At 68.9% G+C, this 13,705-nt stretch carries 11 protein-coding genes; 6 read left to right on the plus strand and 5 right to left on the minus strand.

Features of this window, described 5'->3' with window-relative positions; translation table 11 throughout:
• The first annotated feature begins 125 nt into the window (after window positions 1-125).
• Complete coding sequence (locus AB0H49_RS29270; RefSeq protein ID WP_355004060.1) at window positions 126-758, plus strand: response regulator transcription factor; 633 nt, start codon at window positions 126-128, stop codon at window positions 756-758.
• 56 nt (window positions 759-814) lie between these two features.
• Here AB0H49_RS29270 and AB0H49_RS29275 read toward each other — a convergent pair whose 3' ends face one another.
• Window positions 815-1,606, minus strand: a complete 792-nt coding sequence (locus AB0H49_RS29275) for a sigma 54 modulation/S30EA ribosomal C-terminal domain-containing protein (RefSeq protein ID WP_355004061.1) — start codon at window positions 1,604-1,606, stop codon at window positions 815-817.
• A gap of 138 nt (window positions 1,607-1,744) precedes the next feature.
• Between AB0H49_RS29275 and AB0H49_RS29280 the strand changes: the two genes are divergently transcribed.
• Window positions 1,745-3,481 carry a GAF domain-containing sensor histidine kinase gene (locus AB0H49_RS29280; RefSeq protein WP_357256035.1) on the plus strand — a complete coding sequence of 579 codons (1,737 nt, stop codon included), beginning with the start codon at window positions 1,745-1,747 and terminating at the stop codon, window positions 3,479-3,481.
• A gap of 102 nt (window positions 3,482-3,583) precedes the next feature.
• On the opposite strand, the gene AB0H49_RS29285 is transcribed toward AB0H49_RS29280, so the two are convergent.
• Window positions 3,584-4,732 carry a beta-ketoacyl synthase N-terminal-like domain-containing protein gene (locus AB0H49_RS29285; protein ID WP_355004063.1) on the minus strand — a complete coding sequence of 383 codons (1,149 nt, stop codon included), beginning with the start codon at window positions 4,730-4,732 and terminating at the stop codon, window positions 3,584-3,586.
• Window positions 4,733-4,992: 260 nt separating this feature from the next.
• Between AB0H49_RS29285 and AB0H49_RS29290 the strand changes: the two genes are divergently transcribed.
• The 3 genes from AB0H49_RS29290 (at window position 4,993) to AB0H49_RS29300 (ending at window position 9,070) form a co-directional block, all read left to right on the plus strand.
• Window positions 4,993-6,333, plus strand: coding sequence for a diguanylate cyclase (locus AB0H49_RS29290; protein ID WP_357256037.1), 1,341 nt, complete (start codon window positions 4,993-4,995; stop codon window positions 6,331-6,333).
• A 10-nt stretch (window positions 6,334-6,343) separates the two neighbouring features.
• On the plus strand, window positions 6,344-6,691 hold the full coding sequence (locus AB0H49_RS29295; RefSeq protein WP_357256039.1) for an antibiotic biosynthesis monooxygenase: 348 nt from the start codon (window positions 6,344-6,346) through the stop codon (window positions 6,689-6,691).
• A gap of 78 nt (window positions 6,692-6,769) precedes the next feature.
• Window positions 6,770-9,070 carry an ATP-binding domain-containing protein gene (locus tag AB0H49_RS29300; RefSeq protein WP_357256041.1) on the plus strand — a complete coding sequence of 767 codons (2,301 nt, stop codon included), beginning with the start codon at window positions 6,770-6,772 and terminating at the stop codon, window positions 9,068-9,070.
• Window positions 9,071-9,136: 66 nt separating this feature from the next.
• On the opposite strand, the gene AB0H49_RS29305 is transcribed toward AB0H49_RS29300, so the two are convergent.
• Together AB0H49_RS29305 and AB0H49_RS29310 are read right to left on the minus strand one after the other, a co-directional pair.
• Window positions 9,137-9,589, minus strand: coding sequence for a universal stress protein (locus tag AB0H49_RS29305; protein WP_141812754.1), 453 nt, complete (start codon window positions 9,587-9,589; stop codon window positions 9,137-9,139).
• Window positions 9,590-10,005: 416 nt separating this feature from the next.
• The gene (locus AB0H49_RS29310) at window positions 10,006-10,875 is read right to left on the minus strand and encodes a helix-turn-helix transcriptional regulator (protein WP_357256043.1); all 870 of its coding nucleotides are present in this window, start codon (window positions 10,873-10,875) and stop codon (window positions 10,006-10,008) included.
• Between the two features lie 70 nt (window positions 10,876-10,945).
• Between AB0H49_RS29310 and AB0H49_RS29315 the strand changes: the two genes are divergently transcribed.
• Entirely contained in the window at window positions 10,946-11,416 is a 471-nt protein-coding gene (locus AB0H49_RS29315) for a VOC family protein (protein ID WP_355004068.1), read from the plus strand.
• Window positions 11,417-11,440: 24 nt separating this feature from the next.
• Here AB0H49_RS29315 and uvrB read toward each other — a convergent pair whose 3' ends face one another.
• Window positions 11,441-13,612 carry an excinuclease ABC subunit UvrB gene (gene uvrB / locus AB0H49_RS29320; protein ID WP_355004069.1) on the minus strand — a complete coding sequence of 724 codons (2,172 nt, stop codon included), beginning with the start codon at window positions 13,610-13,612 and terminating at the stop codon, window positions 11,441-11,443.
• Window positions 13,613-13,705: the final 93 nt, after the last annotated feature.

Genomic DNA, 13,705 nt, shown 5'->3' on the forward strand with positions numbered 1-13,705 from the left:
TCCAGCATACTCGGAACATCAATACGCCCAGGGCAATTCGACCCGTTCCGTTCGCCAGATATTCGCTGGGACGGGATTCCCGAGATCGGCCCCGCGGCGGGATCCATGCGTAAGGAGGGGCCGCGGTGATCAAGGTGTTCCTGGTCGACGATCACGAGATCGTCCGGCGAGGGCTGACCGATCTGCTGGAGAGCGATCCCGAGCTCGCGGTGATCGGCGAGGCGGGCGATGTCGCGCAGGCCATGGCGGGCATCCGCGTGGCCCAGCCCGATGTCGCGGTGCTCGACGTGCGGCTGCCCGACGGCAACGGCATCGAACTGTGCCGCGATCTGCTCGCCGAAATCGACGGTCTGCGTTGCCTGATCCTCACCTCTTATACCGACGAGCACGCCATGCTGGACGCGATCCTCGCGGGCGCTTCGGGTTACGTGGTCAAGAACATCAAGGGCATGGAACTGGCCGAGGCCATCAAGGCCGTCGGCGCGGGCCGCTCGCTGCTGGACAACCGGGCGGCGACGGCGCTGAAGGCTCGGCTGCGCGACAGCGTCGAGGCCGACGGACCGCTGGCCGGACTCACCGAACAAGAGCGCAAGCTGCTCGCATTGCTCGGCGAGGGTCTGACGAACCGGCAGATCGCCGCGCGGATGTTTCTCGCCGAGAAGACGGTCAAGAACTACGTGTCGCGACTGCTGGCCAAACTGGGCATGGAGCGGCGCACCCAAGCCGCGGTGCTGGCTTCGCGCCTGCGGGAGGCGTGAGCGGCTTCGCGCCATGTCCGAAGGAGCGGCGCTGCCCCTGCGGACGATGCTGCGGTTCAGTCCTTTTCGGCGGGCGCGACGATCGTCAGGTCACCGTCGTAGCGGCGGTAGAGCAGGTGACCGCGGCGGGTCTCCACGTCGGTGAAGAACAGGAACGGCAGGCCCGCCCCGCACAACCTGGTCGCCGCCTCGGACTCGCTGAGCAGCGGGCTCGGCTCCGAATGCACCGTCATCGGTAGCGAATTCGCGCTCAGCAGCCGGATCCGCTCGAGCGGGGTGATCGTGGTCCACTGGCGGACGAGTCGCACGCCGAACGGGTCCGACCAGTGCACGATGGCGTCCTCACCGGTCTCGGCGTCGGTGAACAGGTACGCGTCGTAGTCCATCGCGTCCATCACCGCGGTCGCCTCGGCGGGCGTTCCGGTGAGCAGCGCGCACTCCTTGCGGCGGATGATCGGCCGCTCCTCGGTGACCTTGGCCAGCGGCGGCCGCGCCGGATCCGGCCACGCCCGAGACTGATTGGCGACCAGCCTGCTGAGCTGACGGTCCAACCGCTCGACGGCGAAGGTCACGGCGAACCCGCGCGGCCCGGTGACCTGCACCCGGGTCGGTGTGTCGGGCAGCCGCACGTTGGCCTGCACCACCGTCGGTTCGTCCGAATCCGGTGGGGCGGTGACGCGCACGCGCGCGGGCACGTCCAAGTGGTGGCGGCGCAGCACCCGTCCGATGGCGCGCACGGCACGCGTCACGTCGGCGGGCGGCACTGCGCCGCGGGTGGTGACCGCGAGCTCCGGATCCGCGGCGCTGGACCAATGTTCCGAGGAGTACAACGATTGCAACGAATTCATAGGACACCTCTACTCTCAATTCACCCAGTGCCGCTATCCCACCTCTGCAACGTCGCCGCGAACAGGGCCGAAAGTCCCCGATCCGCGAATTACACTGGCTGAAGCGCTGTTCACGCGCCCACCCGAACAGGAACCGATATGACCGAAGACAGCGGTAACGGCCTGTACTCGGTACGCGACACGCTCTCGCAACTGCGCCTGCGCGAATTGCTCAGCGAGGTGAAGGAGCGTGTCGAGCTGATCATCGACTCGCGCGACCGGATGGACGGTCTCGTCGAGGCGATGCTCACCGTCACCTCCGGCCTCGACCTGGACGACACGCTGCGCGCGATCGTCCGCACCGCGACCAGCCTGGTCGACGCACGATACGGCGCGCTCGCGGTGCGCGGGCACGACAGGCAGGTCGTCCAATTCATCGATGAGGGTATGGACGAGGTGGTCCGGCAACGCATCGGCCGGCTGCCCGCCGGACACGGAGTGCTCGGCGTGGTGTTCAATCGCCCGAAACCGCTACGGCTGGACGACCTCACCGAACATGTCGAGTCCGTGGGTTTCCCGCCGGGACATCCGCCCATGCACACCTTCCTGGGCGTGCCGGTGCGCATCCGCGACGAGGTGTTCGGCAGCCTCTACCTCACCGAAAAGGCGGGCGGGCAACGGTTCACCGAGGACGACGACGTGCTGGTGCAGGCGCTGGCCGCCGCGGCGGGCATCGCCGTCGACAACGCGCGCCTCTATGAATCGGCCCGCACCAGGCAGGCCTGGATCGAGGCCACTCGCGATATCGCCACCGAATTCCTCGCGGGCACCGAATCCGAGCGTGTCCTCGCGCACGTGGTGGATCACGCGCGCACGCTGACCGGTTCGGACCGCTGCTTCCTCGCCGGACTCGACGAGCACGGAACAACAGACGAGATAGACGAACTCGTGCTCACCCAGTGGTCGGGCCCCGGCGCCGGGCACGAGGGCTGGCTCGCCTCGACCGAGGGCACGGCGCTGGGCGAGGCGTTCACCCGGCGCACGCCGTTGCGCTTCGACGACGCGGCGCGCATCGATCTCGGTGTGCCGCTGGCCGACGTGGGGCCCGCGCTGATCCTGCCGCTGTGCACGCCGGACGCCACGCTCGGCGTGCTCGTCGCGGTGCGCCCGGTCGGATCCGCGCCCTACGCCGACGAACTCGTCGAACTCACCGCCGCGTTCACCGACCAGGCCGCGCTGGCCATGCAGCTTGCCGATACCCAGCGGCGGATGCGCGAGCTCGACATCCTCGCCGACCGCGACCGCATCGCCCGCGACCTGCACGATCACGTGATCCAGCGACTGTTCGCGATCGGCCTCACCTTGCAGGGGTCGCTGCCGAAGGCGGTGATTCCCGAAGTGCGCCAACGGTTGTCGACCTCGATCAACGAGTTGCAGGAGGTCGTCCAAGAGATCCGCACGTCGATCTTCGATCTGCACAGCGACGGGCACAGCGCGGGATTGCAGCAGCGCATCGAGCGCGCGGTGCGCCAGCAGACGGCCGACACCACACTCAAGGCCACCGTCCAGGTGACCGGTCCGCTCTCCGTGCTGGAGGCCGAACTCGCCGACCACGCCGAGGCGGTGGTGCGCGAGGCGGTGAGCAACGCGGTGCGGCACTCGGGCGCCGACATGATCGCGGTGGAGATCAGCGTGGCCGACGATCTGACGATCGTGGTCACCGACAACGGGTGGGGCGTGCCGAATCACGTCATCCGCAGCGGGCTGCGGAATCTGGAGCAGCGGGCCGAGAAGTCCGACGGCAGCTTCACGGTGAGTCCGGCGGGCAAGTCCGGCGACGGGTCGAGTCTGCCGGGGACGCGACTACGTTGGTCGGTGCCGCTGCCCGCGGATTGACGCCCGGCCCGAGCAGCGACTCACCGGCGTCGACGGCCGACGTAGCAGCGCGGCGGCAGCACCGACTTCGACCGTCCCGCAACAGCTCTGCGCCGAGCGGCCTCAGACTCCCGGCGGCCCGAGCACCAGCATCGAATTGTGCCCGCCCATACCCAGCGACGACTTCAGGGTGAGACCGCCCTCGAACGGCGTCGGTCCGTCCAGCAGCCGTGGGTGCGCCGGGGCCACGATCGGCGGAGCGGGCAGCACCCCGCGCTCGTAGGCCATGGCCGCGACGGCCACTTCCACACCCGCCGCGGCGCCCTGACTGTGCCCGGTGAGCGGTTTGAGCCCGTACACGTGCGGGCGATCGTCGAACACCCGCGCGAGGAGATCGCGCTCGGCGAGTTCGCACTGCCGCGTCCCGGTTCCGTGCGCGTTGAAATACGCGATATCGCCCGCTGTCACCCCGGCTTGGGCAAGCGCGCGGTGGGCGCAATCGATGATCTGCGCGTGCTCCGGCTCCACCGACACCACGTGGTAGCCGTCGTTGGTCATGCCGCCGCCGAGCACCGCCGCGTAGGGCCGCTCGACCTCGCGGGTCAGCACGAACGCCACCGACGCCTCGGCGAAACCGAAGCCGCGGCTGCCCTCTTGGAACGGGCGGCACGCCTCGAGCGGTTCGGCGTCGGTGATCGCGGCGCCGAGGCGGACGAAATGCTCTGCCATGTCCGGCGTCGCGGACATGTCGGTGGCCACGCAGAGCACGTCGTCGGCGATGCCGCTGTCGAGCCAGAGTTTCGCGGTGATCAGCGCGACGTTGGCCGAACTGCACGCCGCCGACACGTTCATCGAGGGACCGCGGAAGCCGAACTCCTGCATCAGCACCGAGATCGGGGTGGACGGCAGCAGCCGCAGGTAGTCGCGGGAGCGGCGATGGCCCTCGTCGACCTGGTAGAAGTCGCGCCAGTTCACCACGTCGCCGAGCACGATCGCGTGCAGCAGGCCCACCGTGCGCCCCGGCCGCCAGCCGCGTTCGCGGGCGTCGGCGACCGCCTCCCGGGCGGATTCGTGCATGGCGCGGCCGTAGCGGCTGGTGCTCACCGCCTGGTCGCCGCCGTCGGGCACCAGGGTGACCCAGGCGTGCTCGTCGCGGCCCGGCCCGTACCCGGGTTGTAGCTGTGCCGCGGATTTACCGCTGAGCAGTCCCTGCCACAGGGACTCACGCCCCCATCCGTATCCGGTCACCGCACCGACCCCGGCGATGGACATATGATCTTGGTACCGCACTCTGTGTTCCGGATTGACGCCCGGCATGGCAACGCTCCTTCGCCGGATCCCCGGGCCGGACAACTCTCGGTCGGCTCTGTTCTCGAGGAACCGGAGTCTGTAATGATCACCGGTAGGGCACGACGAGGTGCCCGAACCGTGATCGAAGCAAGTGCGTCGACGCTGTGACCGCGCGCGCGTCGACACCAGAATAATCCCATGTTCCAATGGCCATAGGTCGGTCGACGATCGGGGGTTTGCGAGTGGGTGAGGAGACGACGGGCGGCGTCGTCGACGCCGAACAACTGGCGCAGCGCTACCGGTCATTGATCGAGCACACGCCGGACGGTATCTGCGTGCACGAGAACGGCATCATCGTCTACGTCAACCAGGCCACCGTCCGGCTGCTCGCCGCGCACAGCGCCGACGAGATCGTCGGCCAGCCGCTCACCCGTTTCGTCCACCCCGACTCGATCCCGGCCATGCGCGAACGCATCGAGCTGCTCACCAGCAAGGGCACCGCCTCGGTGCCCACCGAGATGCTGTTGCTGCGCACCACCGGCGAGACGGTGCCGGTCGAGACGGTCTCGGTGCTCACGCCCTGGCACGATCACTTCGCCTACCAGGTGGTCATCCACGATCTGACCGCGCAACGCGCCGCCGAGGACGCCCAGCGCCGCGCCGAACAGCACTTCACTACCGTGGTCTCCCAGCTGGAGGAGGGCGTGGTCGTCATCGATCGGGGCGGGCGCATCGAGTCGGCGAACCCCGCGGCGCACCGCATCTTCGGCGGCGACGAGCGACACGGCGACATCGTCGGGCGCACCATCGACGAGCTGCCGATGGTGCTGCTCGACGCCAACGCCCAGCCGCTGCCGCCGAGCAGGCATCCGATGGCGCGAACCCTGGCCACCGGCGAGACGATCACCGGCTACATCTTCGGGGTCGACCGCAGGGACGGGCAGCGGCGCTGGCTCTCGGGCAGCAGCAGGTTGCTCAACCCCGGCGACCCGGACTCCCCCGCGGTCTCCTCCTTCGCCGACATCACCGAATTCCGCGCCAGCCGACGGCAATTGGAGTACCAGGCGACGCACGACTCGCTGACCGGCCTTGCCAACCGCTCGCTGATCCTGTCGCAGCTGGCCAACGCGCTGGCCACCAGCGAGGACCTGCCGTACTCGACGGTGCTGTTCATCGACCTGGACGGATTCAAGGCGATCAACGACACCCTCGGCCACGCCATCGGCGACACCGTGCTGCAGATCGTCGCGCAACGGCTGCAGCGCGCGCTGCGCGCCGACGACCTGGTCGGGCGGCTCGGCGGCGACGAGTTCCTCGTGCTGCTCTCCGGCCGCGCCCGGCGGGTCGACCTGAACGTGCTCGTCGACCGGTTGCGCTCCACCATGTCCGAGCCGATCATCGCGCGCGGGCACCGTATCGCGGTGGACGCCTCGGTCGGCGTCACCGAACTCACCCCCGGCGACCGCCGCACCCCCGAGGCCGTGTTGCACGACGCCGATCTCGCCATGTACCAGGCCAAGCCGCCCGGCCAGCGCGACAGCGGTGTCGGCAAGGGCCGCACCAACAACACGCACGCGTCCTGAAAGTCACCGCATGATCGTCGAACACGCCCTGCTGCCGGTCCGGCCGGAACTGACCGCCGCCTTCGAAGCTGCCTTCGCCGAGGCGCGGCCGCTCATCGCGAGCATGCCCGGCTTTCGCTCGCTGACGCTCTCGCACTGCGTCGAGGCGCCGGGCACCTACCTGCTGCTGGTGGAGTGGGAGCGGCTGAGCGACCACGTGGACGGATTCCGGCGGTCGCCGGAGTACCAGCAGTGGAAGGCGCTGCTGCACCACTTCTACGAACCGTTCCCGGTGGTCCAGCACTTCGAGCCGGTGCGCACCGAGCCGATTTCGGCGCCCCCACCTGCGGTTACGGCGAGTGCGCCGAACGCGCAGTAGACTCGACAACTCTGTTTTCCGACGTGCTCGCGGGATCGACGCGCGCGTTCGCCCCTTCGCGGTGACAAGGAGTCCAGTTTGCCCGACCGCCTCGCCCACGACCGTGCCGTCACCGACGGCGCGGTCGAGCGGCCCCGCGAAATCGACAAAGAGCAGGCGTACCTATCGGTGCTCTACGAGCGGCTCGACGGGATGCGCGCGTACGCCAAGAACAGGCTGCGCACCGTGCTGCTGGAGACCGGTGGCACCCCGCAGGCGCGCAGCGAGCGCGAGTCGTTCACCCAGCTGTACTCCGAGGATCTGGCCAAGTACGACGCCGCCGAGCACGGCCTGTGTTTCGGCCGTATCGACCTGAACGGTGACGAGCCGCGCTACATCGGGCGCCTCGGCATCCTCGACGAGAAGGACGACTACGCCACCCTGCTGCTGGACTGGCGCGCGCCGCTGGCCCGCCCGTTCTACCTGGCCACCACCGCGACGCCGGACGGCGTGACCCGGCGCCGCCACATCCGCACCCGCAACCGGCGGGTCACCGCGGTCAACGACGAATACCTGGACCTCGCTGCCGCCGAGCAGGCGGGCACGGTCGATTCCGACGGCGGCGTCGGCAGCGAGAGCGCGCTGCTGGCTGCGCTCAACGCGGCCCGGACGGGCCACATGAACGACATCGTCGAGACCATCCAGAGCGAGCAGGACGCGATCATCCGTTCCGAGCACAAGAGCGTGCTCGTGGTCCAGGGCGGACCGGGGACCGGCAAGACCGCGGTGGCGCTGCACCGCGCGGCCTACCTGCTCTACACCTATCGCCAGCAGCTGGCCAAGAGCGGCGTGCTGATCATCGGACCGAACGCGACCTTCCTCGACTACATCGGCCAGGTGCTGCCCTCGCTCGGTGAGACCGGCGTGCTGCTGTCCACCATCGGCGATCTCTACCCCGGTGTGAAGGCGACCCGCGAGGATTCGCTGCGCGCCGGTCAGATCAAGGGCGCGCTGAGCATTCTCGAAGTGCTCAAGCAGGCCGTCCGCGACCGGCAGGAGGTTCCCGCCGAACCGATCCGGCTGAGCTTCGACGGCTATCCGGTGACGCTGGACAAGAAGATCGCGACCAAAGCGCGCGGCCGGGCCCGGTCCTCGCGCCGCCCGCACAACCTGGCCCGGCCGATCTTCGCGAGTTCGGTGATCGACGCGCTCACCGATCAGCTGGCCCAGACCATGGGCGCCGATCTCTCCGGCGGCCCGAGCTTGCTCAGCCGCACCGATCTCGCCGAGATCCGCGACGAGATGAAGTCCGATCCCGGCGTGCAGGCGGCCATCGCGCGGCTCTGGCCGATCCTGTCGCCGCAGGACGTGCTCGCCGATCTCCTGGCCGACCCGGCGCGGCTGGACCGCGCGGCGGCGAGCCTGAGTCCGGAGGACCGCGCGGAACTGGTTCGCCCCGACGACGGCGAGTTCAGCGCCGCCGACGCGCCCCTGCTCGACGAACTCGCCGAGTTGCTCGGCGTGGACGACACCGAGGAGCGGGAGCGGGCCCGCCGCCGCTGGCGCGCGCAGCTGGCCGAGGCGCAGGACGCGCTGGACATCCTCACCGGCTCGGCGCCGCAGGATCTCGAGGACGAACTCGACCCCGAGATCCTGATGGCCTACGACCTGATCGACGCGAGCCAGCTGGCCGAGCGCCAGGACGTGCGCGCCAGGCAGACCACCGCCGAACGCGCCGCGGGCGACCGCACCTGGACCTACGGGCACGTCATCGTGGACGAGGCGCAGGAGCTCTCGGAGATGGCGTGGCGAATGGTGATGCGGCGCATCCCGAACCGCTGGGTCACCGTGGTCGGCGACGTGGCGCAGACCGGCGACCCCGCGGGCGCCTCGTCCTGGCAGCGGATGCTGGAACCCTATGTGGCGCAACGCTGGAAGCGCACCGAGCTGACGGTGAACTACCGCACCCCCGCCGAGATCATGGCGGTCGCCGCCGAGGTGCTCGCGGTGATCGACCCGGAGGCCACAGCGCCGCGTTCGGTCCGTGAGACCGGCAATCCGCCGCGGGCGCACCGGGTCGACGCGGCCGAATTGTCCAGTGCGCTAGGCCGTTTGGTGGCCGCCGAGCAGGGGCCGGGCACCACCGCGGTGATCGCGCCGCACCCGCTGGTCGCCGAGCTGGCCGATCTGGCCGGGGAGTCGGTGCGGGTGTTGACTGTGCACGACGTCAAGGGCCTGGAGTTCGACGCGGTGTTCCTGGTGGAGCCCGCGCGCATTCTCGCGGAATCGCCGCGCGGGATGAACGACCTGTACGTGGCGCTGACCCGCGCCACCCAGCGGCTCACGGTGGTGCACAGCGAGGATCTGCCGGAGGTTCTGTCGGCGCTGGATTCCGAGTAGCCGCCGAACGCGCGAAAGCTCCGCATCGCACCCGAACGGGCGATACGGAGCTTTCGCGGGAAGCTGTCAGCGAACGGTGTGCACGATCAGGACGTCCGTGCGGGACTTGCGCGCCACGTCGGACGGCACCGAGCCGAGCAGGCGGCCCGCCAGCGTGTTCAGGCCGCGGTTACCGACGACCAGCAGGTCCGCCTGGGTCTCCTTGATCAGGTTGAGCAGCGACTCCACCGGCTCACCGACGATGGCGCGCTCGACGATCTCCTTGGCGCCCGCGGCCGTCGCCTTGTCCCTGGCGGTGCGCAGGATCTCGTTGGTCGGGGCGGAACCGCGCACCTGGTAGGCCTCGTCCTTGAGCACGTCCGCCGCGGCGGCGACGTCACGATCGTCGGTCGGATAGTAGGCGCAGGCCACGATCAGGGTGGAGCCGGCATCGCCAGCCAGTGCCGCAGCCTTCTCGACGGCCTTGTACGACGACTCCGATCCATCGGTACCGACGACAATGGTCCGGTAGGCGGTCATTTCTCCTCCAACTGTGCGGGTCGGGTGCCGACGTCCAGCGTCCCGGCAAGTCGGGCACCAGCGCGGCGACTGCGCTCGACCATAGCCGCTATCCGGGCGGAAACAGCAGAAATCGCAACACATCACACTCGCCCATGCCCGGCTTTTCGCTCCGGCGTTCGCGCACCGAATGCGGTGGAGCCTTGGCGACCTGCGTGGATTCAATTTCTCGCGGATAATCCTGTGATTCTTCACAACCGCCATGAACGTTCTTGCGCGCCTGGGATATTCATCACAGGATACCGTCGCGCGGCGTGCGTCACACCGCCGCGCGGCGCCTCGGCGCCTACCCCGCCGAGCTCTTGACCAGTCGTGTTGAGTCTTGCCGCGGCGGCTCGCCCGCACATCGTCGCCTCCGCGACCCTCCGAATATTCGCTTATCGGCGGGATTCACCGGCCGTCGCGCCGACCAAATCGGACGCCGTGCGCAGCGAATGCCGCGCGTACTCCAGCGGCGCCATTCCGATCTCCGCGGTGAACTCACGAGAGAAATGCGCCTGATCGAAATAGCCGAGTTCGACAGCGAGCGCGGCCAAATCCCCGACCCAGCCCTTGGCGAGCAGATCCGCGCCATCCTGCAGCCGATAGCGGCGAAGCACCCATTTCGGGCCCGCGCCGACGTAGCGGCGGAACATCCGCTGCAGGGTGCGCACCGGCACCCCGAACCGCTCGGTGATCTGGTCCACCCTGGTGAGCGCGCGGTCGTGCTCCATCGCGTGGACGATCCGCGTCACCAACTGAAAGGTGGGGTCCTGATCACCGGCGCGCGGCGCGAGGAAATCCTCGATCAGCACGCGGCGGTCTTCGTCGGATTCGGCGGCAAGCACCCGTTCGGCGAGCCCCTCGGCGTCCGGGAACACCTCGGTGAGCGGCAGCGAACGATCACGGAGGGAACCGACATCCATGCCGGTGAAAGCGCCGAACCCGCCCGCGCGGAACCGCGCGCCGAAGGTCAGCCCGCGGCCGGTCAGCTCCCGGGTGTACTTCGTGGTGCACACTCCGTTCACGAAGCCGCCGATACGGTGCGCGGAGTGTTCGAAGGTGACGTTCACGCACGGGAACGACAGCACCTCCGCGACATACGGTGGGCGATCGCGCAGATCCCAGTGCACGACCCAGTACCAGTCGACGAACTCGCCGACCCGCGGGCCCGGCGCGAGCCGAGTCAGGCTGCGATGCCGAGATTGCTCCTCGGGGTGCAGGATTCCCTTCTCGCTGTCCATCGGAGTCCGTTCGTCAGCGACCATCGCGCGCCTTCCCCGGAGGTTGTCGCTTTCTTACAAGAGCGGGCGCGCCGGCCCTGACAGAGTCGAAGTCATGACGACATCGGTGAACCCCATCCCCTCCGGCTACCACTCGATCACCTGTTTTCTCGCGGTCGCCGACGCGAACAAGGCCATCGAGTTCTACTCCGCGGTCTTCGGCGCCAAGGTGATCAGCCGCAACGACCTGCCCGACGGGCAGCCCGCGCACGCCGAACTCCAGATCGGCGACTCGACTCTGCAACTCGGTATGCCCATGCCCGCCAACGGTGTTCAGGCCCCGAACGGCGAGTGGGTGCACACCTCGATCGTGCACTACTGCCCCGACGTCGACGCCGTCGTCCAGCGCGCGATCGAACACGGCGCGCGCAGCGCCGAGGAGCCGCAGACCTTCGTCAGCGGCGACCGCTTCGGCGTCGTGATCGATCCGTTCGGCCACCGATGGGCGGTGATGACCCGCGTCGAGGACGTCCCGCACGAGGAGGCTCAGCGCCGCGTCCAGGAGTGGATGGCGTCGCAGAGCTGACGCCGCGACGGACGCCATCGCGACTCAGCTCAGTCCGGCGGCGTCCATGCCGCGCAGTTCCTTCTTCAGGTCGGCGATCTCGTCGCGCAGCCTGCCCGCCAGCTCGAACTGCAACTCGCGGGCCGCGTTCATCATCTGCGCGGTGAGTTCCTTGACCAGGTCGGCGAGTTCGGCGCGCGGCATCGATTTGATGTCGCGTCCCTCGTAGACGCCCGCGCTCACCGCGCGACCGGGTTCGCCCTGGGCGCGGCGGCCGCGGCTCACGTTGCGACCCGAGCCGCCGACCTCGACCTCGTTCTCGTCGGCCTCCCGGTACACCTGGTCCAGGATGTCGGCGATCTTCTTGCGCAACGGCTGCGGGTCGATGCCCATCTGCTCGTTGTAGGCCACCTGCTTGGCCCTGCGCCGCTCGGTCTCCTCGATCGCGTGGCGCATGGAGTCGGTGACTTTGTCGGCGTACATGTGCACTTCACCGGAGACGTTGCGAGCCGCGCGGCCGATGGTCTGGATGAGGCTGGTGCTGCTGCGCAGGAAGCCCTCCTTGTCGGCGTCCAGGATCGCGACGAGGGAGACCTCCGGCAGGTCGAGGCCCTCGCGCAGCAGGTTGATGCCGACGAGCACGTCGTACTCGCCGAGGCGCAGCTGGCGCAGCAACTCGACGCGGCGCAGCGTGTCGATCTCCGAGTGCAGATAGCGCACCCGGACACCGAGCCCGAGCAGGTAATCGGTGAGGTCCTCGGCCATCTTCTTGGTGAGCGTGGTGACCAGCACCCGCTCGTCCCGGTCGGTGCGCTGCCGGATCTCGTGCAGCAGGTCGTCGATCTGGCCCTTGGTCGGCTTCACCACCACCTGCGGGTCGACCAGGCCGGTCGGGCGGATGACCTGCTCGACCACCTCGCCGCCCGCCTGCCCCAGCTCGTACGGGCCCGGCGTCGCGGACAGGTACACCGTCTGCCCGATGCGATCGGCGAACTCCTCCCAGGTGAGCGGGCGGTTGTCGATCGCGGACGGCAGCCGGAAGCCGTACTCGACCAGATTCCGCTTGCGCGACATGTCGCCCTCGTACATGCCGCCGATCTGCGGCACGGTGACATGCGACTCGTCGATGACGAGCAGGAAGTCCTCGGGAAAGTAGTCGAGCAGCGTCGCGGGCGCCGACCCGGCCGCGCGGCCGTCGATGTGGCGCGAGTAGTTCTCGATGCCGGAGCAGAATCCGACCTGCCGGATCATCTCCAAGTCGTATTGGGTGCGCATGCGCAGGCGCTGGGCCTCCAGCAGCTTGCCCTGGCGCTCGAACTCGGCGAGACGCTCCTCGAGTTCCTGTTCGATGTCGCGGGTCGCGCGCTCCATCCGGTCCGGGCCCGCCACGTAGTGGGTCGCCGGGAAGATGCGCAGCGTGTCCACCTTGCGCACCACGTCGCCGGTCAGCGGGTGCAGATAGTAGAGCGCCTCGATCTCGTCGCCGAAGAACTCGATGCGCACCGCGAGTTCCTCGTAGGACGGGATGATCTCGACGGTGTCGCCGCGGACGCGGAACGACCCGCGGGTGAAGGACAGGTCGTTGCGGGTGTACTGCACGTCGACCAGCAACCGCAGCAGCGCGTCCCTGTCGACCTCGGTGCCGACCTCGAGCTGCACCGAGCGGTCCAGGTAGGACTGCGGCGTGCCGAGGCCGTAGATGCAGGACACCGAGGCGACCACCACCACGTCGCGGCGGGACAGCAGGCTCGAGGTCGCCGAGTGGCGCAGCCGCTCCACGTCGTCGTTGATCGAGCTGTCCTTCTCGATGTAGGTGTCGGTCTGGGCGATGTACGCCTCGGGTTGGTAGTAGTCGTAGTACGAGACGAAGTACTCGACCGCGTTGTGCGGAAGCATCTCGCGCAACTCGTTGGCCAGCTGGGCGGCGAGCGTCTTGTTCGGCGCCATCACCAGGGTCGGGCGCTGCAACTTCTCGATGAGCCATGCCGTGGTGGCCGACTTACCGGTACCGGTGGCGCCGAGCAGGACGACGTCGCGCTCGCCAGCCTTGATCCTGCGCTCCAACTCCGCGATGGCCGCGGGCTGATCACCCGCGGGCTGGTGCTCGCTGACCACCTGGAACTGCCCCTCGGTGCGCTCGATGGCGCCGACGGGACGGAACTCCGAATGCGCGAGCGGGGTCGCGCCCTCGGCGGGAATCTCGGTAGCGAAAGCCATGACAACCAGCGTAGGCGCAGGCACCGACAGATTTCGCGGCTCGGTGACCCGGCGCACGCGCGGGCCCTGTCAGTGGGGCCGAACTCCCCTCCT

The organism is Nocardia sp. NPDC050713 (assembly GCF_040654315.1).
Lineage (GTDB): Bacteria > Actinomycetota > Actinomycetes > Mycobacteriales > Mycobacteriaceae > Nocardia.